Source organism: Pseudomonas sp. TH39(2020) (genome assembly GCF_016650715.1).
Classification (GTDB): domain Bacteria; phylum Pseudomonadota; class Gammaproteobacteria; order Pseudomonadales; family Pseudomonadaceae; genus Aquipseudomonas; species Aquipseudomonas mandelii_C.
Genome location: NZ_JAEKFF010000007.1, coordinates 912,065 through 934,137 on the forward strand (window position 1 = coordinate 912,065; position 22,073 = coordinate 934,137).

Consider the following 22,073-nt stretch of genomic DNA (forward strand, 5'->3'; position numbering starts at 1 on the left):
AAGCATCAGCCGCCGAGGTTTTACCTATGCCGCAGCAATGGCCAGCCGCCGACATCGCCCGAATGATCCTCGATGGCTTTGACGATTACCGCGAGCATTTCCGCCAGATCACCGACGGCGCCCGAGCTCGCTTCGAGCAGGCCAAGTGGCAGGAGACGCAAACGGCGTCGGCCGCGCGGATCAATCTCTACGAAGAAAAAGTCAGCGAAACGGTGGGACGGCTGCGTATCGCGTTTGATGCCGACACGCTGGATGTCAGCTGCTGGCCGCTGGTCAAAAGCGCTTACATCACGCTGATCGACCTGCGCTTCGACGATGAACTGTCCGAAACCTGGTACAACTCGATTTTCTGCGGGCTGTTCAGCCACGACCTGATCAGCGACGGCTGCATGTTCATCCACACCACGCGGCCGAGCCTGCGCCGGGCCCGCGCCGCGCAAACCCGCACGTACAAGCCCCAGGGCCAGTTGTCCGGGATGCTGGCGAGCATTTTTGCCGACTACCGCTTCAGCGAGGATTACGCCAACCTGGCGGGCGACCTGAACCGTCTCGAAGGGCAATTGCGCGAGAACCTGCCGGACTGGGTCTGCAAGGACCCGGAATTGAGCGTCGAACTGTTTTCCTCGGTGCTTTACCGCAACAAAGGCGCGTACCTGGTCGGGCGCATCTACACCCAGGACGAACAATGGCCGCTGGTGATTCCGCTGCTGCACCGCGAAGGTCGCGGCATTCAGATCGATGCGCTGATCACCGATGAAGCGGACGTGTCGATCATCTTCTCGTTCACCCGTTCGTATTTCATGGTCGACGTGCCGGTACCGGCGGAGTTCATCGGTTTCCTCAAACGCATCCTGCCGGGCAAGCACATCGCCGAGCTGTACACCTCGATCGGCTTTTACAAACACGGAAAATCCGAGTTCTATCGGGCGCTGATCAATCACCTGGCCAACACCGACGACCAGTTCATCATGGCCCCGGGCGTGCGTGGCATGGTGATGAGCGTGTTTACCCTGCCGGGCTTCAACACCGTATTCAAAATCATCAAGGACCGCTTCTCGCCGTCAAAGAACGTCGACCGCGCCACGGTGATCGAGAAGTACCGTCTGGTGAAAAGCGTCGACCGGGTCGGGCGTCTGGCCGACACCCAGGAATTTGCCGACTTCCGCTTCCCGTTGAGCAAGTTCGACCCGGCCTGTCTGGAAGAATTGCTCGAAGTGGCCGCGTCCACCGTGTCGGTAGAGGACGACACCGTGCTGATCCGCCACTGCTGGACCGAACGGCGGATGACACCGTTGAACCTGTATCTGGAGAACGCCAACGACGCTCAGGTCCGCGAGGCGCTGGAAGATTACGGGCTGGCGATCAAGCAACTGGCGGCGGCGAACATCTTTCCAGGCGACATGCTGTTGAAGAACTTTGGCGTCACTCGTCACGGGCGGGTGGTGTTTTATGACTATGACGAGATCTGCTTCCTGACCGAAGCCAACTTCCGGCATATCCCGCAACCGCGTACGCCGGAAGACGAGATGGCGTCGGAGCCTTGGTATTCGATCGGACCGCTGGATGTGTTTCCTGAAGAGTTTCCGCCGTTTTTGTTTGCTGATTCCGGGCAACGCAAGTTGTTTGATCAGTTGCATGGTGAGTTGTACAACGCCGATTACTGGAGAAGTCTGCAGGAGGCGATTCGGGCGGGGAAGGTGATTGATGTGTTCCCGTATCGCCGCAAGGGCCTCGATAACGAATAGCCCACACCGCCACACCTGACACTGATCGTTCCCACGCTCCGCGTGGGAATGCAGCCCGGGACGCTCCGCGTCCCAAGAGCGGACGCAGAGAGTCCATTGATGCATTCCCACGCGGAGCGTGGGAACGATCACAGCAGGGCGCAAATCTGCGACAATCCGCCCCCTGCGCCACTAGACGACTTATTGCGTACCTGATGACTGACGAATCGCCTTCCATCGACAAACTGCTGAAAAATCTCGATCACGCCATGCTCGCCGACCGCCACCGGCTGCGGCGGCAGTTGCTTGAGCTGCGCAAAAAACCTGACGAGGCCAAGCTGGCCCAGTGGGTGACGCGCATGCAGGCGTCCTGTGATCAGGTGTTGGCGCGGCGCGCCAGCCTGCCAGTGATTCGTTACGACGACAGCCTGCCGATCGCCGCCAAGCGCGACGAAATCAAAGCAGCGCTGCTCAAGCATCAGGTGCTGATCATTGCCGGTGAAACCGGTTCGGGCAAAACCACCCAGTTGCCGAAGATTTGCCTGGAAATCGGTCGCGGCCAGCATGGCCTGATCGGCCACACCCAGCCGCGTCGAATCGCCGCCCGCAGCGTGGCGAGCCGGGTCGCCGAAGAACTGGCGACGCCGTTGGGCGCGCTGGTCGGCTATCAGGTGCGGTTCGAGGATCAGAGCGATTCCAACACCCTGATCAAACTGATGACCGACGGCATCCTGCTGGCGGAAACCCAGAACGACCGATACCTCGAACGCTACGACACGATCATCGTCGACGAAGCCCACGAACGCAGCCTCAACATCGACTTCCTGCTGGGTTACCTGAAGACCCTGCTGCCCCGTCGTCCGGACCTGAAAGTCATCATCACCTCGGCGACCATCGACCTGGAGCGTTTCTCCAAGCACTTCGATGACGCGCCGATTGTCGAAGTCTCCGGCCGTACTTTCCCGGTGGAAACCTGGTACCGCCCGCTGACCCTGGAGCAGGACGAAGAGGGCAACCGCGTCGAGGACGACTTGACGGTGGATCAGGCGATTCTCGCCACCCTCGACGAAATCGCCGCGTTCGAACGCAGCGAACGCAAGAGTCCCGGCGATGTGCTGGTGTTCCTGCCCGGCGAGCGCGAGATTCGCGACGCGGCGGACATGCTGCGCAAGGCCCAGCTCAAGCACACCGAGATTCTGCCGCTCTACGCACGACTGTCGCCGGCCGAACAGCAGCGGATTTTCCAGTCGCACCCAGGGCGGCGCGTGGTGCTGGCGACCAACGTCGCGGAAACCTCGCTGACGGTGCCGGGCATTCGTTATGTGATCGACAGCGGCACCGCGCGCATCAGCCGTTACAGCTACCGCGCCAAGGTCCAGCGCCTGCCCATCGAAGCGATTTCCCAAGCCAGTGCCAACCAGCGTAAAGGTCGTTGCGGGCGGGTCGAGCCGGGTATTTGTATTCGTCTATATGGCGAAGAAGATTTCATGGGTCGGCCGGAATTTACCGACCCGGAAATCCTGCGCACCAACCTCGCCGCGGTGATTTTGCAGATGCTGCATCTGCGCCTCGGCGAGATCACCGATTTCCCGTTTATCGAGCCGCCGGATGGCAAAGCCATCAGCGACGGTTTCAACCTGCTGCAAGAACTCTCGGCGGTCGACCGCAACAGCCAGCTGACCCCGCTCGGTCGCCAGTTGGCGCGGCTACCGGTGGACCCGCGGATGGGCCGCATGCTGCTGGAAGCGGCAAAACTCGGCAGCTTGCAGGAAGTGCTGATTGTCGCCAGTGCCATGTCGATTCAGGACCCGCGCGAGCGTCCGCCGGAACGTCAGCAAGCGGCGGATCAGGCGCACGCGCAATGGAAAGACGTGGACTCGGACTTCGCCGGGCTGGTCAATCTGTGGCGCGGTTTCGAAGAACAGCGCCAGGCGCTGACCGCCAGCCCGCTGCGCAATTGGTGCCGCAAGAATTTCCTGAATTACCTGCGTCTGCGCGAATGGCGCGACTCCCATCGTCAGTTGAGCCTGATCTGCCGCGACATGCAGTTGAGCCTCAACAAGGAACCGGCGGATTACCCGAAACTGCACAAAGCCGTGCTCTCGGGGCTGCTCAGCCAGATCGGGCAGAAAACCGATGAAGGCGATTACCTCGGCGCCCGCCAGCGACGCTTCTGGATTCACCCGTCATCGGGCCTCGGTAAAAAACGTCCGCAATGGCTGATGGCCGCCGAACTGGTGGAAACCACCAAGCTCTACGCGCGCATGGTGGCCAAGATCGACTCGGACTGGATCGAGCCCTTGGCCGGGCACCTGATCAAGAAAAACCACTTCGAACCGCACTGGGAGAAGAAGCGCGGCCAGGTCGTGGCCTTTGAGCAAATCACCTTGTTCGGGCTGATCGTGGTCGGTCGCCGGCCGGTGCATTACGGGCCGATTGATCCCGTAGTGTCTCGTGAGTTTTTTATTCGCGAAGGTCTGGTGCGCGGCGAGATTCAATCCAAGGCCAAGTGCCTGACGGCCAATGCGCAACTGCTGGAGCAGCTCGACGAACTGGAAGCCAAGGCTCGCCGTCGCGACATTCTGGCCGACGAAGAAACCCTGTTCGCCTTCTACGATGCGCGACTGCCGGCGGAGATCCACCAGACTGCGACTTTCGACAGCTGGTACCGGGTCAACAGCCAGAAAGACCCACAGCTGCTGATCATGCGCGAAGAGGACGTGCTGGCCCGCGAGGCGAGTGAAGTCACCGCTTTGCATTACCCGGACACCTTGCACATCGGCGATCTGGAGTTGGCGCTGAGCTACCACTTCGAACCGAACCATCCCCGTGACGGCGTGACCCTGCGTGTGCCGGCGCCCCTGTTGCCAATGTTGCCGCCAGAACGCCTGGAGTGGCTGGTGCCGGGCGTGATCGAGGCCAAGTGCATCGCGCTGGTGCGCAACCTGCCTAAAGCCCTGCGCAAGAATTTCGTACCGGTGCCGGACTTCGTCAAAGCCGCATTGCAGCGCGTGACTTTCGCCGAGGGCTCGTTGCCTCAAGCGCTGGGCCGTGAACTGTTGCGCATGACCGGCGCGCGGGTCAGCGATGAAGCCTGGGCCGAAGCATCGCAGCAGGTCGACAGTCATTTGCGGATGAACCTGGAAATCGTCGACGGCCAGGGCAAGTTCCTCGGCGAAGGGCGTGATCTGGCGGAACTGACCGCACGTTTTGCCGAAGCCAGTCAGGCGGCGTTGGCCGTGCCGCAAACCGCGAAAAACCAGCAACCGGTGGAGCCGAAAGTGTTTGCCGCCGTCGCCGAGAAAACCCAGCAGAAGATCGCCGGGCTATCAATGACGGTGTATCCGGCGCTGGTGGAAGAGAGCGGCACGGTCAAGGAAGGGCGTTTCTCGACGCCGGCCGAGGCAGAGTTTCAACATCGCCGCGCCTTGCAGCGTTTGCTGATGCAGCAATTGGCCGAACCGGCGAAGTTCCTGCGCGGCAAGTTGCCGGGGCTGACCGAATTGGGCTTGATGTACCGCGACATGGGGCGCATCGACAGTCTGGTCGAAGACATTCTGCTGGCCAGCCTCGACAGCTGCATTCTCGACGGCGAAGACCCGCTGCCACGGGATGGCGCCGGGTTGGCGTCACTGGCCGAACGCAAGCGCGGCGGCTGGACCGAGCACGCCGAGCGCCTGGCCAGGCTGACACTGGAGACTCTCAAGCTCTGGCACGGCCTGCAAAAACGCTTCAAGGGCAAGATCGATCTGGCGCAAGCCGTGGCCCTGAACGACATCAAGCAGCAGCTCAGTCATCTGGTGTATCCGGGCTTCGTCCGTGAAACCCCGATGCAGTGGCTCAAGGAGTTGCCGCGTTATCTGAAAGCGGTCGAGCAGCGCTTCGAGAAAATCGGCGCTCAGGTGCAGAGGGACCGGGTCTGGAGCGGTGAGTTGTCTGGCCTGTGGACGCAATATCAAACCCGCGCCAACAAGCATGCCCAGGAAGGCAAACGCGATCCGCAACTGGAGCTCTATCGCTGGTGGCTGGAGGAATACCGGGTATCCCTGTTCGCCCAACAATTGGGGACCAAGGTGCCGATCTCCGACAAGCGCCTGAACAAGCAATGGACCCAGGTAGAGCCCTAATCCCTGTGGGAGCGAGCCTGCTCGCGAAGGTGGTGTGTCAGTCAACATTGATGTTAAAGCTGACGCCCTCTTCGCGAGCAGGCTCGCTCCCACATTAGGTGTGCCATTACTCTCGCAAAAGGCGCCAAAACCCAATGTTTATGGCAAACTTCGCGCCTATAAACGCCGGCCCCGCGGTTTTGAGCCTTCACAGGTCTGGGCGGATCGGAATAAAGCGATGCCAGGTTTGCGTCCCCTGACGGGAGCAGATCCTTTGTGTGTTGGTACGTCGGTGCCAACACTTTCTGCCTGAACAGATTAGAGAAACGACCATGCATAACGTCGTCATCAGCGGCACCGGCCTGTACACCCCGGCCAACAGCATCTCCAACGAAGAGCTGGTGCAGTCTTTCAATGCTTACGTCGCGCTATTCAACGCCGACAACGCCGACGCCATCGCGCGTGGCGAAATCGAAGCGTTGACCGAGTCCAGCGCGGCGTTTATCGAAAAGGCGTCAGGCATCAAAAGCCGCTTTGTCATGGACAAGGACGGCATCCTCGACCCGCAACGCATGGCGCCACGCCTGCCGGAACGCTCGAATGACGAGTGGTCGGTGCTTTGCCAAATGGCCATCGGCGCCGCCGAGCAAGCCTTGCAGCGTGCCGGCAAAACCGCCGCGGACATCGACGGTGTGATCGTCGCCTGCTCCAACCTGCAACGGGCCTATCCGGCCATCGCCATCGAAGTCCAGGAAGCCTTGGGCATCCAGGGTTTTGGTTTCGACATGAACGTCGCCTGCTCCTCGGCGACCTTCGGCATTCAGGCTGCGACCAACAGCGTGCAGCTGGGCCAGGCCCGGGCGATCCTGATGGTTAACCCGGAAGTCTGCACCGGTCACCTGAACTTCCGCGACCGTGACAGCCACTTCATCTTCGGCGACGCCGCGACTGCGGTGATCATCGAACGCGCTGACCTGGCGACGTCCAAGTACCAGTTCGACATCGTCAGCACCAAACTGCTGACCAAGTTCTCCAACAACATCCGCAACAACTTCGGCTTCCTCAACCGCGCGGCGGAAGAGGGCATCGGTGCCAAGGACAAGCTGTTCGTGCAGGAAGGCCGCAAGGTGTTCCGCGATGTCTGCCCGATGGTCGCTGAGCTGATCGCTACGCACCTGGAAGAGAACACGCTCAACATCAGCGACGTGAAACGCTTCTGGCTGCATCAGGCCAACCTCAGCATGAACCACCTGATCGTCAAGAAGCTGCTGGGCCGCGAAGCCACCGAAGAAGAAGCCCCGGTGATTCTCGACACCTACGCCAACACCAGCTCCGCCGGTTCCGTGATCGCGTTTCACAAGAACCAGGACGATCTGGCTGCGGGTTCGCTGGCAGTGCTCAGCTCATTCGGCGCCGGTTACTCGATTGGCAGCGTGATTCTGCGCAAGCGCTGAGTTTGGCTTAAAAGATCGCAGCCTGCGGCAGCTCCTGCACGGGATTGGATTTCAACGCGATATCGCGGTTGGAATACGGTCGGTGTAGGTGCTGACACAGGCTGCGATCTTTTTTTGCGCCAACAAAAAAAACTCGCGCTGCAGTATCGGACGGATGATGGGGACCGATACCACAACGCGAGTTTGTAAAAGCGGCTCGGGCTTCCTTGCCCGGGTCGTGTAGCGGGGAATCAGAACTTGGCTTCGGCGTCCAGTTGCAGGGTATTGATGTCCGAATCTTTGAGAGTGGCGTTAGTGTAGTCAGAGTTAGCCATGAAGTACGTCGCGCCGAGGTTGAAGTTTTTGTCCAACTCGTAGCTCACTTTCAACTTGCTGCCACGCGAACCGGTGAAACCGTTGGCGAAGTCGGAGTCGGTGAAGGCGCCGACTACCGCGTTACGCTGTACGTCGCGGTAGTTGTAGTCCACTGCGAAGCCGTAGAACTTGGTCTTTACACCGGCCAGCCAGGCAGAGTCCTGATCGTTGCTGGCATCTTTGTTGTTCACGTACTGACCGTACAGCGAGAGCGGCATAGGCAGGCCACCGATGTCGAGCTGACCAAAGCCTTCGTACAGTTTGAATTGCTCGTTCGGGCTGTTGCCGTTAATGGCCAGTGCGGCTGGAATACTGGTGCCGCCTGGGGTGATGTCGTCGTCGTTGTCGTAGCCGTAGACGCTGCCACCCAGGGTCAGTTTCAGGTTGTCGGTGATAGCGAAGCGCGCGCCCAACTGACCGGCGTACAGACGCAAGTCGTGTTTGAACTGCACACCGTCGCCGTCGACGTTGTCCTTGAGGGTGTAGTGACCGGCGCTACCGAACAGCTCGGTGCTGGCGCCCAGCGGGTATTTGTAAGCCACCGACAGACCTTCCGGGCTGATGTCGCTATCCCAGATGATGTCGCCCATGCTCACCCATTGCTGCGGCATCTTGCCGCCAACGATGTGCAGGTTCTTGATGGCGTCCGGGTGGTAGTCGACGTAACCCTGATCCAGCCAGATCTGCTTCTTGTCGAAGTAATTGTCCAGACTCTGGTTGGTGGAGCGAGCGTCGTCGTTGTTACCGGTGGCGATACGGATGCCGGTGTCGACTTGCGGGTTGATCTCGCTGTAGGCACCCAGGCGGGCACGAATGCGCTGACGATCCTGGTCTTTGCTGTTTGAAACGCCATCGTTGTGGACGTTTTCCTGACGGAAACGCACGTCACCCTTGAATTGGGTCTTGGCGGCCCACGCCAGTTTCTGGTCGAAGGTACTCAGTTCATTGGTTTTCTTCGCAGTCGCCGCAATCTGTTCGTTGGTCTCTTGCTGAGCCTGGCGGGCGATTTGCTGGTCTTTCTGATCCTTGGCCAGCTCGGCTTGCAGTTCGGTGTACTGCGCAGGCGAAATCGAGCCGTTTGCCTTGAGCATGTCGAGCAGTTTGGCGTCAACTGCAGCGCTGGCCGGAACACTCATGGCCAGCAGCAACCCACCACACAAGGCCGCCGCAGTTTTCGTGGAAGCAAGACGCATATCAATCTCCGAAGATGTAATGGGATGACTGAGCCATCCAGGACACAACCGACCGTTGACGGACGGAAAACAGTGACCAGGTTTAGAACCTGGCGCTTTAAAAACAGGCGCCAGTATCGCGATGGTTTATGACAGGGCAGTGGCAAAGTGATGGCGTCTCGATGACGATACAAATAGGGCGTACACCCTTATCCAGAGCCCTGTCGGCGGATTGCTCGTGTGGATTTTTTGGCGATGGGCGATACTCGCCGGGCTTTCACGCAAAGAAGTAAGGAAGAACTGATGCCGCTGCAACGTCTGGAAAGTCTGTCCGAAATCGCGTCGCAGACGTGGGACGCCCTGGTGCCCGAGAATCAGCCCTTTTTACGCCACGCCTTTCTCAGCGCGCTGGAAGACAGCGGCAGCGTCGGCCCTCATTCAGGCTGGCAACCCGAACACTTGTTGCACATCGAAGGCGATCGCCTGATTGCCGCGCTGCCCAGTTACCGCAAATGGCATTCCTACGGCGAGTACGTGTTCGATCACGCCTGGGCTGATGCCTGTGAGCGTGCCGGTATCGATTACTACCCCAAGCTGCTGACGGCTGTGCCGTTCAGTCCGGTCAGCGGCCCGCGTTTGCTGGCGGCCACGCTCGAGGACGGTTTCGAACTGTTGAAAAGCCTGCCGGGCTACCTTGAAATCGAACAACTCTCCAGTGCCCACATCAACTTCACCGACCCGTTCACTGACGCAGCCTTGGCCGAGCAGCCAGGCTGGTTACAGCGAATCGGCTGTCAGTACCACTGGCAAAATCGCGGGTATCGGGATTTTCAAGACTTCCTCGACGCCCTCAGTTCGCGCAAGCGCAAGCAGATGCGCAAGGAACGCGAACAAGTGGCGGGGCAGGGCATTGATTTCGAATGGCTTGAAGGTAGGCAACTCGATCAGGCGCAGTGGGATTTTGTCTATGCCTGCTACGCCAATACCTACGCAGTGCGTCGGCAAGCGCCGTATCTGACGCGGGAGTTTTTCAGTTTGCTGGCCGAGCGCATGCCAGAGTCGATTCGTGTGGTGTTGGCCAAGCAAGGCTCACGGCCGGTGGCCATGGCCTTCAGTCTGGTGGGTGGCGACAGTTTTTACGGTCGTTACTGGGGTTGTCTGGCGGAGTTCGACCGTCTGCACTTCGAGACCTGTTTCTACCAGGGCATGGACTACGCGATTGCCAATGGCTTCCAGCGTTTCGATGCCGGTGCCCAGGGCGAGCACAAGTTGATTCGCGGGTTCGAACCCGTGATCACTCATTCATGGCATTACTTGCGTCATCCCGGCCTGAAAGCTGCCGTCAAAGACTTCCTGCAGCAAGAGCGCGTTGGTGTGCTGGCGTATGCCGAGGAAGCGAGGACAGCCTTGCCTTACCGGCAAGAGTGATCCTCGCCCCGCTTCAGCTGCTTTCCTTGCCCAGCTATCGATACGTCACAAGTCCATGTAGCAGCTGGCGCAGCCTGCGTTCGGCTGCGAAGCAGTCGTTAATTCAGCGGATGCGTTATGCCTGAAATACCGCGCTATAGGATTTTGCGACTGCTGCGCAGCCGAACGCAGGCTGCGCCAGCTGCTACAAGGATCTCGGCGACCGGCATTTAGTCGATCCCGACAAACCCACCTGTCTGGTGCTGCCACAACCGCGCATACAACCCGCCATGGGCCAGCAGTTCGGCGTGGCTGCCGGTTTCGGCGATCTTGCCTTTTTCCAGTACCACCAGCCGGTCCATGCGGGCGATGGTCGAGAGCCGGTGAGCGATGGCGATCACGGTTTTGCCCTGCATCAGGGTTTCGAGGCTTTCCTGGATCGCTGCTTCGACTTCCGAGTCGAGCGCCGAGGTGGCCTCGTCCATGATCAGGATCGGCGCGTCCTTGAGCAGCACGCGGGCGATGGCAATGCGCTGACGCTGGCCGCCGGAGAGTTTCACCCCGCGTTCACCGACGTGGGCATCAAAACCGGTGCGACCTTCGGAGTCCGACAACAATGGGATGAACTCGTCGGCGCGGGCCTTGTGCACCGCCTCCCAGAGTTCGGCGTCGGTGGCGTCGGGTTTGCCATACAACAAATTGTCGCGGATCGAGCGATGCAGCAGGGACGTGTCCTGGGTGATCATGCCGATGCGCTCGCGCAGGCTTTCCTGACCGACTTCGGCGATGTTCTGGCCGTCGATGAGGATGCGTCCGCCCTCCACGTCATAGAGGCGCAGCAGCAGGTTGACCAGGGTTGACTTGCCTGCGCCGGATGGACCGATCAGGCCGATTTTCTCGCCGGGCTTGATGGTCAGGTTGAGGTCGCCGATGATCCCGCTCTTCTTGCCGTAGTGGAAATCCACGTGCTCGAAACGCACTTCGCCACGGGTGACTGCCAGCGGTTTGGCCTGCTCGCGATCAGTGACGCTGACCGGTTGAGAAATGGTCTGCAAACCGTCCTGAACCATGCCGATGTTTTCGAAAATGCCGGTGACCACCCACATGATCCAGCCGGACATGTTGACGATGCGGATCACCAGGCCGGTGGCCAGGGCAATCGCGCCTACGGTGATCAGTGATTGCGTCCACAGCCACAGGGCCAGGCCGGTGGTGCCGACGATCAGCAATCCGTTCATGCTGGTGATGACCACGTCCATGCTGGTGACCACCCGGCCGGCCAGTTGGGCTTTTTCGGTTTGTTCCTTGATCGCTTCGCGAGCGTATTGCTGCTCAAAGTTGGTGTGGGCGAACAGCTTCAGGGTAGTGATGTTGGTGTAGCCGTCGACGATCCGCCCCATGAGTTTGGAGCGCGCATCGGATGACACCACCGAACGTTCCTTGACCCGTGGCACGAAGTAGTAAAGGGCACTGATGAAGGCGACGATCCAGGTCAGTAGCGGGATCATCAGGCGCCAGTCGGCTTCGGCGAACAGCACCAGCGAACTGATCGCGTAGATCAGCACGTGCCACAGCGCATCCACCGCTTGCACAGCCGAATCGCGCAGCGAGTTGCCGGTCTGCATGATGCGTTGGGCGATGCGCCCGGCGAAGTCGTTCTGGAAAAAATTCAGGCTCTGTTTGAGCACATAACTGTGGTTCTGCCAGCGGATCAGGCTGGTCATGCTGGGGCTCAGGGTCTGGTGCACCAGCAGGTCATGCAGGCCAACAAAAATCGGCCGAAAAACCAGGGCTACCACCGCCATCCAGGCGAGCTCGATGCCGTGTTCCTTGAAGAAATCGACGTTAGGTGTGCCTTGGGTCAGGTCGATGATGCGGCTCAGGTAACTGAACAGCGCCACTTCAATCAGCGCACCGATCAGACCGACGAACAGCAGGACAGCGAAACTCGGCCAGACTTGCTTCAAGTAATAGGTATAAAAAGGGAGAACCCGATCCGGCGGAGCGGCCGTCGGGGCCTCGCGGAAAATGTCGATCAGTTTCTCGAAACGGCGATAAAGCATCAGTTCTCCGCCCGCGCACGGGCTCTCCTTTGAACAGTGTGAGCGGCGCACTCCGGCAGCCGCTCAAGACTTCCTGTGTAGCTTAGTCGATGACTTTGGCCGACTTGATGAACACAGGGTCGGCTGGCACATCTTTCATGCCGCCACGGGTGGTGGTTTGCGAGTTGACGATGACGTCCACCACGTCCATGCCTTTCACGACCTTACCGAAGACCGCATAGCCATCACCGCTGTCGAGGAAGTCATTGTCTTTGACGTTCACGAAGAACTGGCTAGTGGCCGAATCAGGATTAGAGGTGCGGGCCATGGACAGCGTGCCACGGACGTTATGCAGACCGTTTTTGGACTCGTTCTTGATCGGTGCCTTGGTTTCTTTCTGCTGCATTTGTTGAGTGAAACCACCGCCCTGGATCATGAACCCTGGAATCACACGGTGAAAAATCGTGTTGTTGTAGAAGCCGCTGTTGACGTACTCAAGGAAGTTCTTGGTACTGATCGGCGCCTTGACCGGGTCCAGTTCGATTTCGATCTGGCCGTTGGTGGTCTCCAGCAGCACGTGGGGCGCCTTGGCGGGCGTTGCGGCCATCAGGTTGGCGGCAAACAGAACGGAGCCAGCGACGAGGGCGATTTTTTTCAGCATGGGTCAGTGATCCTGAGTGAGGTGGTGTCGACTGCGGTGAGAAACTCGAGCAGCGTTTGGTTGAACATTTCGGGTTGATCCAGCGGGGTGGCGTGGCGCGAATCGGCGATCACCACCAGCCGCGCATCGGGCAGCAGTTTTACATAGGTCTCTTTCAGCGAGACCGGTGTGTAGTCACGGTCGGCGCTGACGATGAGGGTTGGACAGGAGACCCTCGAAAGTCGTTCCTGAACCCCCCAGCCAACGATTGCATCGAAGCTGGCGAGATAAGCATGTTTGTCGTTTTTTGCCCAGCGCTCGGCCATTTTTTGTCGTAAATCTGCCTGTTCCGGTTTGGGAAACAGCTTGCCTCCAAGGGCCGTGCCGATGGCGCCGAGACTGAGAACGCGCATCAGGCTCCAGCGCTTGAACCACTGCCAATAGTCGTCGCGGCTGCGCAATTTGACTTCGGGCGCGCTGTTGATGATGCACAGGCTTTTGAGCAGTTGCGGCTGATCCACGGCCAGTTGAAAGCCGATCATGCCGCCCATGGAAAGTCCCACATAGTGTGTCGGGCCGAGGTTCAGGTGTTCAATGAGGGCGACCAGGTCGGCGCTGAACCCGGCGATGCTGTAGCGCTCGCGGGGTTTGTCGGAGCGACCGTGGCCGCGTACATCCGGGACGATTACCCGGTAGCGGGTCGACAGCGCCGGGATCTGCTTTTCCCAGTCCAGGGTGCTGGAACCCAGCCCGTGAACCAGCAGCAACGGCGTACCGTGGCCATATTCCTCATAGTGCAGGTTGCAACCTTCGTGTTCGAAATAGGCCATGCATACACTCCGTGTCAGGCTTGTTCAGGGGCGGCGAAAGGGGCATCCAGCGGCGCGGTATCGAAGGTGCGCAGCAGTTCGATGAGAATCTGCGTGGCCGGGCCCAACGGTTTGTCCTTGTTCGAATACAGGTAGAAGCTCGGGTTGCGACTGCCGCCCTGGTCCAACGGTAGCAGCTTGAGCAAGCCTTCCTTGATTTCCCTTTCGATCATGTGCCGAGGCAACCAGGCGAAACCCAGGCCGCTGCTGACAAATGTCGCGGCGGTGGCCAGGCTGCCGACGGTCCAGCGCTGTTCCGCGCCGAGCCAGCCGACGTCCCGTGGCTGCTGGCGGCCGGAGTCGCGGATGACCACTTGCATCTGGGATTCCAGATCCTGGAAGTTCAGTTCGCGGTTCAGACGATGCAGTGGGTGTTCGGGGTGAGCGACAGCCACAAACTCTACATCGCTCAATTCCGCACCCAGGTAACCGGGAATGCTCAGGCCGGTGATGGCCAGGTCGGCCACGCCTTCGAGCAAGACTTCCTCTACGCCGGATAGAACCTCCTCACGCAGACGCACCCGGCAGCCACGGCTCTGCGGCATGAACGCGGTCAAGGCGCGAACGAGGCGGGCGCTCGGGTAGGCGGCGTCAACCACCAGCCGCACTTCCGCTTCCCAGCCTTGTTCCATGTGATGGGCCAGGTCTTCCAGTTGACTGGCCTGTTTCACCAGTTGCCGCGAACGGCGCAGCAGCACGCCGCCGGCTTCGGTCAGCACTGCTTTGCGGCCGTCGATGCGCAACAGCGGCACGCCGAGTTGGTCCTGCATGCGCGCCACGGTGTAGCTCACCGATGATTGCGAGCGGTGCAGCGCTTCGGCGGCCTGGGCGAAACCGCCGTGGTCGACCACGGCCTGTAACGTTCGCCATTGATCAAGGGTCACGCGGGGCGCTTTCATGAATAGCTCCTCTTGTCCTAAGCTGGCAGTCCTTTTTGGAGACTGCTGAATGAAAAAGCTTTGTTGTGTGGTATCGGGTTGTGTGCTGCTGGCGATGCTGCCGCTGACGGCGTTTGCCTATCCGATCGACGTTGAAAAACAGCTGAACGGCTTGAGCATCGACTACAACGCGTATGACACGGATAGCGACATCGCCTCCATTCAGGTGAACAACTACGGCACCACCGATGCGGCCTGTAAGGTCGTTTTCAACAATGGCCCGGAAGCGCCACGCACCCGCAATATCGAAGTGGCCGCTGGTAAACACAAAAATGCCACCGCCAAGTTCAACCGAAGCATCATCAAGATGCGTATCAAACTGACCTGCACCCCCAAATGACCTCAAGCTACTGTGGGAGCGAGCCTGCTCGCGAAAGCGATTTACCATTCAACGTTTATGTTGACTGACACTCCGCTTTCGCGAGCAGGCTCGCTCCCACAGGGCATGCTCTGCTTATAAACGAATTTATTGATGGTTTATAGCAGTTATTTGCGCTTTTTCATCGATTTAACTCCGTTTAACCTTCACTCCATCGACTTACAGCATTCTCAGATGGAGCCTACATCCCATGTCCCGCGTTCTGATCATCGAAAGCAGCGCTCGTCAGCAAGACTCGGTTTCGCGTCAACTGACCCAGACCTTCATCAGCCAGTGGCAAACCGCGCACCCGAACGACCCAATCACCGTTCGTGACCTGGCTGCCAACCCGGTGCCGCATCTGGATATCAACCTGTTGGGCGGCTGGATGAAACCTGCCGAGCAGCGCACCGACATCGAACAGGTTTCCCTGGAACGCTCCAACCAGTTGACCGACGAATTGCTGGCCGCCGATGTACTGGTCATGGCCGCGCCGATGTACAACTTCGCCATCCCGAGCACCCTTAAAGCCTGGCTCGACCATGTGCTGCGTGCCGGCGTGACCTTCAAGTACACCGACACCGGCCCGCAAGGCTTGCTCAGCGGCAAGCGTGCCTACGTGCTGACTGCGCGCGGCGGGATCTACGCCGGCAGCACCGCGGATCACCAGGAACCGTACCTGCGTCAGGTCATGGCGTTCATCGGGATTCACGACGTGACGTTCATTCACGCCGAAGGCATGAACCTGGGCGGTGACTTCCAGGAGAAAGGCCTGAACCAGGCCAACGCCAAGCTTGCCCAGGTCGCCTGAGGCTTTAATCGCCAGATAATCCCTTGATGTTCAAGTGACCTGGCGCAACCCCTTCATGGCTATACGCGCATCGAACCTCCCTTTGCACTTGTTGCTCCTGAGTGCTGTAGCCCGATTGAACGCTTTAGCGAGATCGGGCTTTTTTTTGCCTGCGATTTAGTGAATGAGCACACACCCCCTGTGGGAGCGAGCCTGCTCGCGATTGTGGTGTGTCAGCCAACATCAATGTTGAATGTAACGCCGTCATCGCGAGCAGGCTCGCTCCCACAGGGGGTTGTGTTGCCTGACAGGTCGCGATGGCTGGCAAAAACCGCTATCGTCGCCGCCATTCGACACGAGGCGAGCATGGGCTATCTACTTTTTGTCACGCTGATTCAGGCGTTTTCCTTCAGTTTGATCGGCGAGTACCTGGCGGGTCATGTCGACAGTTACTTTGCGGTGCTGGTGCGAGTGGTACTGGCGGGGCTGGTGTTCATTCCGTTGACCCGCTGGCGTTCGGTTGAACCGGCGTTCATGCGCGGCATGCTGCTGATCGGCGCGTTGCAGTTCGGCGTGACCTACGTCTGCCTGTACCTGAGCTTTCGGGTTTTGACGGTGCCAGAGGTGTTGCTGTTCACCATCCTCACACCGTTGCATGTGACCTTGATTGAAGATGCTTTGAACCGACGCTTCAATCCGTGGGCATTGGTCGCGGCACTGGTGGCGGTGATGGGCGCGGCGGTGATTCGCTACGACCGGATCAACCCCGATTTCTTCATGGGCTTCCTGCTGCTGCAACTGGCCAACTTCACCTACGCCGCCGGGCAGGTGCTCTATAAACATCTGGTGGCCCGCCATCCAAGCGATTTGCCGCATTACCGGCGCTTTGGTTACTTCTACCTGGGGGCATTGGCGGTGGCGTTGCCGGCGTTTCTGTTGTTTGGCAAACAGAACTTCCTGCCCGAAGCGCCTCTGCAATGGGGCGTGCTGGTGTTCCTCGGCCTGGTCTCTACTGCGCTCGGGTTGTACTGGTGGAACAAGGGCGCGTGCCTGGTGAATGGCGGGACGCTCGCGGTGATGAACAACCTGCATGTGCCGGTGGGGTTGCTGATCAATCTGCTGATCTGGAATCAGCATGAAGAGCTGGGGCGGTTGTTCCTCGGCGGGTCGGTGATTTTGCTGGCGGTGTGGATCAGTCGGTTGGGCGTCAGGCGAGCAGTGCTGCCGTTGCGGGAGCGGCCATGACGGAACTGATCGCCGCCATCGAGCAGATCTACAAGCCCGCAGGTATGACGTTAACGGATGAAGCTCGGCGCGAGGAGGAGAGTGCCGACTACGGCGCCTGCCGCTTTGGCCTCGATGATCAGGTGATTGTCTTCCGTGTGGCGAAAACCACGCCGACCAAGATTGGCCAATTCGTCACGCTGTGGAAGCGGCCAACGCCTGCCAGCGAGATTGCACCGCTCGACACCGGCGATGGTGTCGCCTTTGTGGTGGTGAGCGTTGCTGATGAAACCCATCGCGGGCAGTTTGTGTTTGACCAGAAGATACTCGCCGCCAAGGGTGTCATGTCGATTGATGGCGAAGGTGGCAAGCGGGCGATTCGTGTCTATCCGCCATGGTCCAGACCCGTTGCCAAACAAGCGGTGAAGACGCAGCAATGGCAGCTGGAATATTTCCTTGCGCTGGACCAAAGCGGTAATGCCGATCCCGTTCAGGTGCGCCGGCTCTTCAGAACATAGACACCTGACCCTGTGGGAGCAAGCTCGCTCCCACAAGGGATTTTCGGTGTTACATGACGTGTTTTTCGGGCTCGGCGAGATGGCTTGAACCCAACACCGCAGGCAATAACCCCGCCCGCAAATCCCCGCCACTAGGCTGCTGATAAAGGCTCAAGCCAAACTCCGGCAACACCGCCAGCAAGTAATCGAAAATATCCCCCTGAATCCGCTCGTAATCCGCCCACGCGGTGGTACGGGTGAAGCAGTAGATTTCCAGCGGAATGCCATGAGCAGTGGTTTGCATCTGGCGAACCATACAGGTCATGTTCGGCTGAATCTCCGGGTGGCTTTTCAGATACGCCAGTGCATAGGCGCGGAAAGTCCCGATATTGGTCATCCGTCGACGGTTGGCCGACATCGCCGCCACATTACCCTGGGCTTCGTTCCAGGCCTTGAGTTCAGCCTGCTTGCGACTGATGTAGTCGGTCAGCAGGTGAACCAGAGAAAGTTTCAGCTCTTCGTCATCGCGCACAAACCGCACGCCACTGGCGTCGATGAACAGGCTGCGCTTGATCCGTCGGCCGCCGGACTGCTGCATCCCGCGCCAGTTCTTGAACGACTCGGACATCAGGCGCCAGGTCGGAATCGAAACGATGGTCTTATCGAAATTCTGCACCTTGACCGTGTGCAGCGTGATGTCGACCACATCGCCGTCGGCGCCGACTTGCGGCATCTCGATCCAGTCGCCAACCCGCAGCATGTCGTTGCTGGTCAGCTGCACGCTGGCGACGAACGACAGCAGGGTGTCCTTGTAGACCAACAGAATCACCGCCGACATGGCGCCCAGCCCTGACAGCAGCAATAGTGGCGAACGGTCGATCAGCGTGGCGACGATGATGATCGCGCCAAACACGTACAAGACCATTTTTGCCAGTTGTATGTAGCCTTTGATCGAGCGGGTACGGGCATGTTCGGTGCGCGCGTAGATGTCGAGCAGGGCGCTGAGCAGGGCACTGACCGCCAACAGCAGGAACAGAATGGTGAACGCCAGCGCCACATTGCCAAGGAAGATCAGGCTGGTCTTGCTCAACTCCGGCACCAGATACAGGCCGAACTGGATCACCAGCGACGGGGTCATCTGTGCCAGGCGATGAAACACCTTGTTGTGCCGCAAGTCGTTGACCCAGTGCAACGCGGGCTGGCGACCGAGCAATTTGGTCGCATGCAGAATGAGGTAGCGCGCCACTCGTCCGAGGACCAGCGCAACCACCAGCAATACCACCAACGCCAGGCTGGAATGCAGGAGTGGGTGCTGATCAAGGGCACCCCAAAGGTCTTGGACGTTGAGCCAGAGCTGTTTGATATCCATGGGCAAAAACGGTTCTTCTGTAGGACGCGACGGGGCGATTAGAGCATTTAAGACGCTTTGGATGACGTTTGAGGACAAAAGACGCCACAAAAAAACCACTGTTTAGCGCCGTTTGTATAAAGAAACTCGGCCTTAGCGCTCGAAACCGTTACCCTATGCAGCTGTTTTTTTGTATTTCTTCGAGGTAGCACCCGTGTTTTCCCAATTCGCCCTGCACGAACGCCTGCTCAAAGCCGTGGCCGAGCTTAAATTTGTCGAGCCAACGCCTGTGCAAGCAGCGGCTATTCCGCTGGCGCTCCAAGGGCGTGACCTGCGGGTGACAGCGCAAACCGGTAGCGGCAAAACCGCTGCATTCGTTTTGCCGATCCTCAACCGTCTGATCGGCCCGGCTAAAGTCCGCGTCAGCATCAAGACCCTGATCCTGTTGCCAACCCGCGAGCTGGCCCAGCAGACCATCAAGGAAGTTGAGCGTTTCGCTCAGTTCACTTTCATCAAGTCCGGCCTGATTACCGGCGGTGAAGACTTCAAGGTCCAGGCCGCCATGCTGCGCAAGGTGCCGGACATCCTGATCGGTACGCCGGGCCGGATGATCGAGCAACTGAACGCCGGCAACCTCGACCTCAAGGAAGTCGAAGTACTGGTCCTCGACGAAGCCGACCGCATGCTCGACATGGGCTTTGCCGAAGACGTCCAGCGTCTGGTGGAAGAGTGCACCAACCGCCAGCAGACCATGTTGTTCTCCGCCACCACCGGTGGTTCGGGCCTGCGCGAGATGGTCGCCAAGGTACTGAACAACCCTGAGCACCTGCAGCTCAACAACGTCAGCGATCTGAATGCGACCACCCGTCAGCAGATCATCACCGCTGACCACAACCAGCACAAAGAACAGATCGTGAACTGGCTGTTGGCCAACGAGACCTACCAGAAGGCCATCGTGTTCACCAACACCCGGGCCATGGCCGACCGTATCTACGGTCGCCTGGTGGCGCAGGAATACAAAGCGTTCGTCCTGCACGGTGACAAAGACCAGAAGGATCGCAAGCTGGCCATCGACCGTCTGAAGCAGGGCGGCGTGAAAATCCTCGTCGCCACCGACGTCGCCGCTCGCGGCCTCGACGTGGAAGGCCTGGACCTGGTGATCAACTTCGACATGCCGCGCAGCGGCGACGAATACGTTCACCGCATCGGTCGTACCGGTCGCGCCGGCAACGATGGCCTGGCCATCTCGCTGATCTGCCACGGCGACTGGAACCTGATGTCGAGCGTCGAGCGCTACCTCAAGCAGAGCTTCGAGCGCCGCACCATCAAGGAAGTCAAAGGCACCTACGGCGGACCGAAAAAGGTCAAGGCCTCGGGCAAAGCCGTTGGCGTGAAGAAGAAAAAGGTCGACGCCAAAGGCGACAAGAAGAAAACCGGCGCCAAGGCCCCGACCAAACGCAAAATCGCCAACCGCCCGAAGACCGACGCCCTGTCGCTGGTCAGCAAGGACGGCATGGCACCGCTCAAGCGCCGCAAGCCGGAAGCGCCGGCTGCTGAATAAGCAGTTCTAGCGACCCATAAAAAAAACCGGACCCAGGTCCGGTTTTTTTATGCCTGGGATTCCTGAGCCGGATCAACCCTCGGTTTTCTTCTCCGCGGAATCCAGCTCCTTCAATCGCTGATCGATCAACTGGCACTTGTCCGGCAGATCCTTGCTGGCCGTCCCCAGATCCATCTTCTGCAGCTCATCGTTGATCTCCTTGGCCTTGGCTGGGTTCTGCTCGGTGAGCTTGGTCACTTCCTTGGCCAATTGTTCGCGTTTGGCGGTGGCTTCCTCAGGTGTGCAGGCCCAAGCGGGAAGGGCGCAGGCGAGAGTGGCGGCGAGGGTGAGTTTCAGCAGGGTGGTTTTCATCAGCAGGCCTCATTGATCAATTTCCACGACGTTACTGAGTTGAGGGTTCATCGAGCCGGAAAGTTCAGGCAATGCAGCCAAACACCTGCACTAGAGCGTCCGCCAAAAACACTCTGAACGGCTTATTGACGCCAGAATGATGGCAACTTAACATTGTGCCATCACATTGATATCACTTCGCCGTTTCGAGGGACCGAACAGACCATTCGCACGCTGGATGCAATGGTCGTTTACGCCACGCTTTGGACCTTCTGACCCAAGCGCGTATTTATCCCCTTATGACGTATTCGCTCTGCAAATGCCCCCAGCGTTTGCCGTGTCGGGAAGGCTGTGTCTGTGAATTGCTCATTCCATTCTTGCCGATCGAAACGAGACCTTTTGACATGGACGTTCGCCACTACGCCTTCCTCGCTGACCAGCCTTCTGCTGCGGTCAAAAACCGTGAGCACTTCTGGGGCATGCCCAAACGCGGGTTGGCGTTCCTGTTGGCCAACGTCATGTTCTGGCAGCCGATGTGGGCGCAGGCCGACGGGATTGTGGTGGCCACGCCGGGCACCAGTCTCGGCCAGGCAGGCAACGGGGTGCCGATCGTCAATATCGCCACGCCGAATGGCAGCGGGCTGTCGCATAACCAGTTCCACGATTACAACGTCGGCACCCAGGGCGTGATCCTCAACAACGTCGCCGCGCAGACCGGTGCGACGCAACTGGGCGGCATCATCGTCGGCAACCCCAACCTGACCAACCGGATCGCGGCGCAAACCATCCTCAACGAAGTGATCGGCGGCAGCCCGAGCCAGTTGCGCGGTTACACCGAAGTGGCGGGGCAGTCAGCCCGCGTGATCGTCGCCAACCCTTACGGCATCAGTTGCAACGGTTGCGGGTTTATCAATACGCCGCGTGTGACGTTGACCACCGGCAAGCCGGTGCTGGACAACGGTCGACTGGACCGCTTTCAGGTGGATCAGGGCAGCGTCTCCATCGACGGCACCGGGTTGAATGCCAACAACGTCGACAGCTTCGAAATCATCACCCGCAGCGCGAAGATCAATGCCGAGATTCAGGCGAAGAACCTGACGATTGTCGCTGGTCGTAACGACGTCAACGCCGACAGCCTCGACGCCACCGCCCGTACCGATGACGGCAGCGCCAAACCGCAATTGGCCATCGACTCTTTAAAACTGTTGCTTCGGGCACGCCGGAGGCCTCCAGTGAGGGGTCTATTTTTGGCCAGCAGC

The 22,073-nt window shown here is 59.3% G+C and carries 15 protein-coding genes and 2 pseudogenes; 10 read left to right on the forward strand and 7 right to left on the reverse strand.

The features are described from left to right. The first annotated feature begins 26 nt into the window (after positions 1 to 26). From aceK to JFU47_RS24680, 3 genes are all read left to right on the forward strand, one after another. Positions 27 to 1,745 carry a bifunctional isocitrate dehydrogenase kinase/phosphatase gene (gene aceK, locus JFU47_RS24670; protein ID WP_201186283.1) on the forward strand — a complete coding sequence of 573 codons (1,719 nt, stop codon included), beginning with the start codon at positions 27 to 29 and terminating at the stop codon, positions 1,743 to 1,745. Between the two features lie 194 nt (positions 1,746 to 1,939). Further along, entirely contained in the window at positions 1,940 to 5,851 is a 3,912-nt protein-coding gene (hrpA, locus tag JFU47_RS24675) for an ATP-dependent RNA helicase HrpA (RefSeq protein ID WP_201186291.1), read from the forward strand. A 311-nt stretch (positions 5,852 to 6,162) separates the two neighbouring features. Further along, entirely contained in the window at positions 6,163 to 7,284 is a 1,122-nt protein-coding gene (locus JFU47_RS24680; RefSeq protein WP_201186293.1) for a beta-ketoacyl-ACP synthase III, read from the forward strand. 230 nt (positions 7,285 to 7,514) lie between these two features. On the opposite strand, the gene JFU47_RS24685 is transcribed toward JFU47_RS24680, so the two are convergent. After that, positions 7,515 to 8,831: a putative porin gene (locus JFU47_RS24685; RefSeq protein ID WP_201186295.1), complete on the reverse strand. Its 1,317-nt coding sequence runs from the start codon at positions 8,829 to 8,831 to the stop codon at positions 7,515 to 7,517. Between the two features lie 282 nt (positions 8,832 to 9,113). On the opposite strand from JFU47_RS24685, the gene JFU47_RS24690 reads away from it, so the two are divergent. Then, positions 9,114 to 10,238 (forward strand): GNAT family N-acetyltransferase, encoded by a 1,125-nt coding sequence (locus JFU47_RS24690; RefSeq protein ID WP_123366745.1) that lies wholly within the window; start codon positions 9,114 to 9,116, stop codon positions 10,236 to 10,238. A 209-nt stretch (positions 10,239 to 10,447) separates the two neighbouring features. On the opposite strand, the gene JFU47_RS24695 is transcribed toward JFU47_RS24690, so the two are convergent. The 4 genes and pseudogenes from JFU47_RS24695 to JFU47_RS24710 all read right to left on the reverse strand — a co-directional run bounded on the left by JFU47_RS24695 (position 10,448) and on the right by JFU47_RS24710 (position 14,667). Continuing rightward, positions 10,448 to 12,280 (reverse strand): ABC transporter ATP-binding protein, encoded by a 1,833-nt coding sequence (locus JFU47_RS24695; protein WP_033056130.1) that lies wholly within the window; start codon positions 12,278 to 12,280, stop codon positions 10,448 to 10,450. Between the two features lie 82 nt (positions 12,281 to 12,362). Continuing rightward, positions 12,363 to 12,920 (reverse strand): peptidylprolyl isomerase, encoded by a 558-nt coding sequence (locus JFU47_RS24700; protein ID WP_123366743.1) that lies wholly within the window; start codon positions 12,918 to 12,920, stop codon positions 12,363 to 12,365. Between the two features lie 3 nt (positions 12,921 to 12,923). Beyond that, positions 12,924 to 13,729, reverse strand: a pseudogene (locus JFU47_RS24705) (alpha/beta fold hydrolase). A 14-nt stretch (positions 13,730 to 13,743) separates the two neighbouring features. Continuing rightward, on the reverse strand, positions 13,744 to 14,667 hold the full coding sequence (locus tag JFU47_RS24710; RefSeq protein ID WP_201186299.1) for a LysR family transcriptional regulator: 924 nt from the start codon (positions 14,665 to 14,667) through the stop codon (positions 13,744 to 13,746). Positions 14,668 to 14,716: 49 nt separating this feature from the next. Here JFU47_RS24710 and JFU47_RS24715 point away from each other — a divergent pair, with 49 nt between their 5' ends. The 4 genes from JFU47_RS24715 to JFU47_RS24730 all read left to right on the forward strand — a co-directional run bounded on the left by JFU47_RS24715 (position 14,717) and on the right by JFU47_RS24730 (position 17,596). Continuing rightward, a complete protein-coding gene (locus JFU47_RS24715; RefSeq protein ID WP_056742660.1) occupies positions 14,717 to 15,046 on the forward strand; it encodes a hypothetical protein in 330 nt (109 codons plus the stop codon). A gap of 229 nt (positions 15,047 to 15,275) precedes the next feature. Continuing rightward, the gene (locus JFU47_RS24720; RefSeq protein ID WP_201186301.1) at positions 15,276 to 15,875 is read left to right on the forward strand and encodes an FMN-dependent NADH-azoreductase; all 600 of its coding nucleotides are present in this window, start codon (positions 15,276 to 15,278) and stop codon (positions 15,873 to 15,875) included. A 345-nt stretch (positions 15,876 to 16,220) separates the two neighbouring features. After that, positions 16,221 to 17,099: a carboxylate/amino acid/amine transporter gene (locus JFU47_RS24725; protein WP_201186303.1), complete on the forward strand. Its 879-nt coding sequence runs from the start codon at positions 16,221 to 16,223 to the stop codon at positions 17,097 to 17,099. Continuing rightward, positions 17,096 to 17,596: a MepB family protein gene (locus JFU47_RS24730; RefSeq protein ID WP_201186305.1), complete on the forward strand. Its 501-nt coding sequence runs from the start codon at positions 17,096 to 17,098 to the stop codon at positions 17,594 to 17,596. Before JFU47_RS24725 ends, JFU47_RS24730 begins: the two co-directional genes overlap by 4 nt. 49 nt (positions 17,597 to 17,645) lie before the next feature. Here JFU47_RS24730 and JFU47_RS24735 read toward each other — a convergent pair whose 3' ends face one another. Next, a complete protein-coding gene (locus JFU47_RS24735) occupies positions 17,646 to 18,944 on the reverse strand; it encodes a mechanosensitive ion channel family protein (RefSeq protein WP_201186307.1) in 1,299 nt (432 codons plus the stop codon). A gap of 193 nt (positions 18,945 to 19,137) precedes the next feature. Between JFU47_RS24735 and JFU47_RS24740 the strand changes: the two genes are divergently transcribed. Beyond that, positions 19,138 to 20,484 (forward strand): DEAD/DEAH box helicase, encoded by a 1,347-nt coding sequence (locus tag JFU47_RS24740; protein WP_008153197.1) that lies wholly within the window; start codon positions 19,138 to 19,140, stop codon positions 20,482 to 20,484. Between the two features lie 72 nt (positions 20,485 to 20,556). Here the strand turns inward: JFU47_RS24740 and JFU47_RS24745 are convergent, their stop codons facing one another. Continuing rightward, positions 20,557 to 20,835 carry a hypothetical protein gene (locus JFU47_RS24745; protein ID WP_111450774.1) on the reverse strand — a complete coding sequence of 93 codons (279 nt, stop codon included), beginning with the start codon at positions 20,833 to 20,835 and terminating at the stop codon, positions 20,557 to 20,559. Between the two features lie 383 nt (positions 20,836 to 21,218). On the opposite strand from JFU47_RS24745, the pseudogene JFU47_RS24750 reads away from it, so the two are divergent. Next, positions 21,219 to 22,019: pseudogene (locus JFU47_RS24750) on the forward strand (filamentous hemagglutinin N-terminal domain-containing protein); the annotation flags it as partial. Positions 22,020 to 22,073 lie beyond the last annotated feature (54 nt).

Bases quoted from the DNA above. Each gene is read 5' to 3' on its own strand.
- JFU47_RS24735 (WP_201186307.1), bottom strand. From the start codon at position 18,944: ATGGATATCAAACAGCTCTGGCTCAACGTCCAAGACCTTTGGGGTGCC.
- JFU47_RS24685 (WP_201186295.1), bottom strand. From the start codon at position 8,831: ATGCGTCTTGCTTCCACGAAAACTGCGGCGGCCTTGTGTGGTGGGTTG.
- JFU47_RS24695 (WP_033056130.1), bottom strand. From the start codon at position 12,280: ATGCTTTATCGCCGTTTCGAGAAACTGATCGACATTTTCCGCGAGGCC.
- JFU47_RS24715 (WP_056742660.1), top strand. From the start codon at position 14,717: ATGAAAAAGCTTTGTTGTGTGGTATCGGGTTGTGTGCTGCTGGCGATG.
- JFU47_RS24745 (WP_111450774.1), bottom strand. From the start codon at position 20,835: ATGAAAACCACCCTGCTGAAACTCACCCTCGCCGCCACTCTCGCCTGC.
- JFU47_RS24680 (WP_201186293.1), top strand. From the start codon at position 6,163: ATGCATAACGTCGTCATCAGCGGCACCGGCCTGTACACCCCGGCCAAC.
- JFU47_RS24710 (WP_201186299.1), bottom strand. From the start codon at position 14,667: ATGAAAGCGCCCCGCGTGACCCTTGATCAATGGCGAACGTTACAGGCC.
- aceK (WP_201186283.1), top strand. From the start codon at position 27: ATGCCGCAGCAATGGCCAGCCGCCGACATCGCCCGAATGATCCTCGAT.
- JFU47_RS24700 (WP_123366743.1), bottom strand. From the start codon at position 12,920: ATGCTGAAAAAAATCGCCCTCGTCGCTGGCTCCGTTCTGTTTGCCGCC.
- JFU47_RS24690 (WP_123366745.1), top strand. From the start codon at position 9,114: ATGCCGCTGCAACGTCTGGAAAGTCTGTCCGAAATCGCGTCGCAGACG.
- hrpA (WP_201186291.1), top strand. From the start codon at position 1,940: ATGACTGACGAATCGCCTTCCATCGACAAACTGCTGAAAAATCTCGAT.
- JFU47_RS24730 (WP_201186305.1), top strand. From the start codon at position 17,096: ATGACGGAACTGATCGCCGCCATCGAGCAGATCTACAAGCCCGCAGGT.
- JFU47_RS24720 (WP_201186301.1), top strand. From the start codon at position 15,276: ATGTCCCGCGTTCTGATCATCGAAAGCAGCGCTCGTCAGCAAGACTCG.
- JFU47_RS24725 (WP_201186303.1), top strand. From the start codon at position 16,221: ATGGGCTATCTACTTTTTGTCACGCTGATTCAGGCGTTTTCCTTCAGT.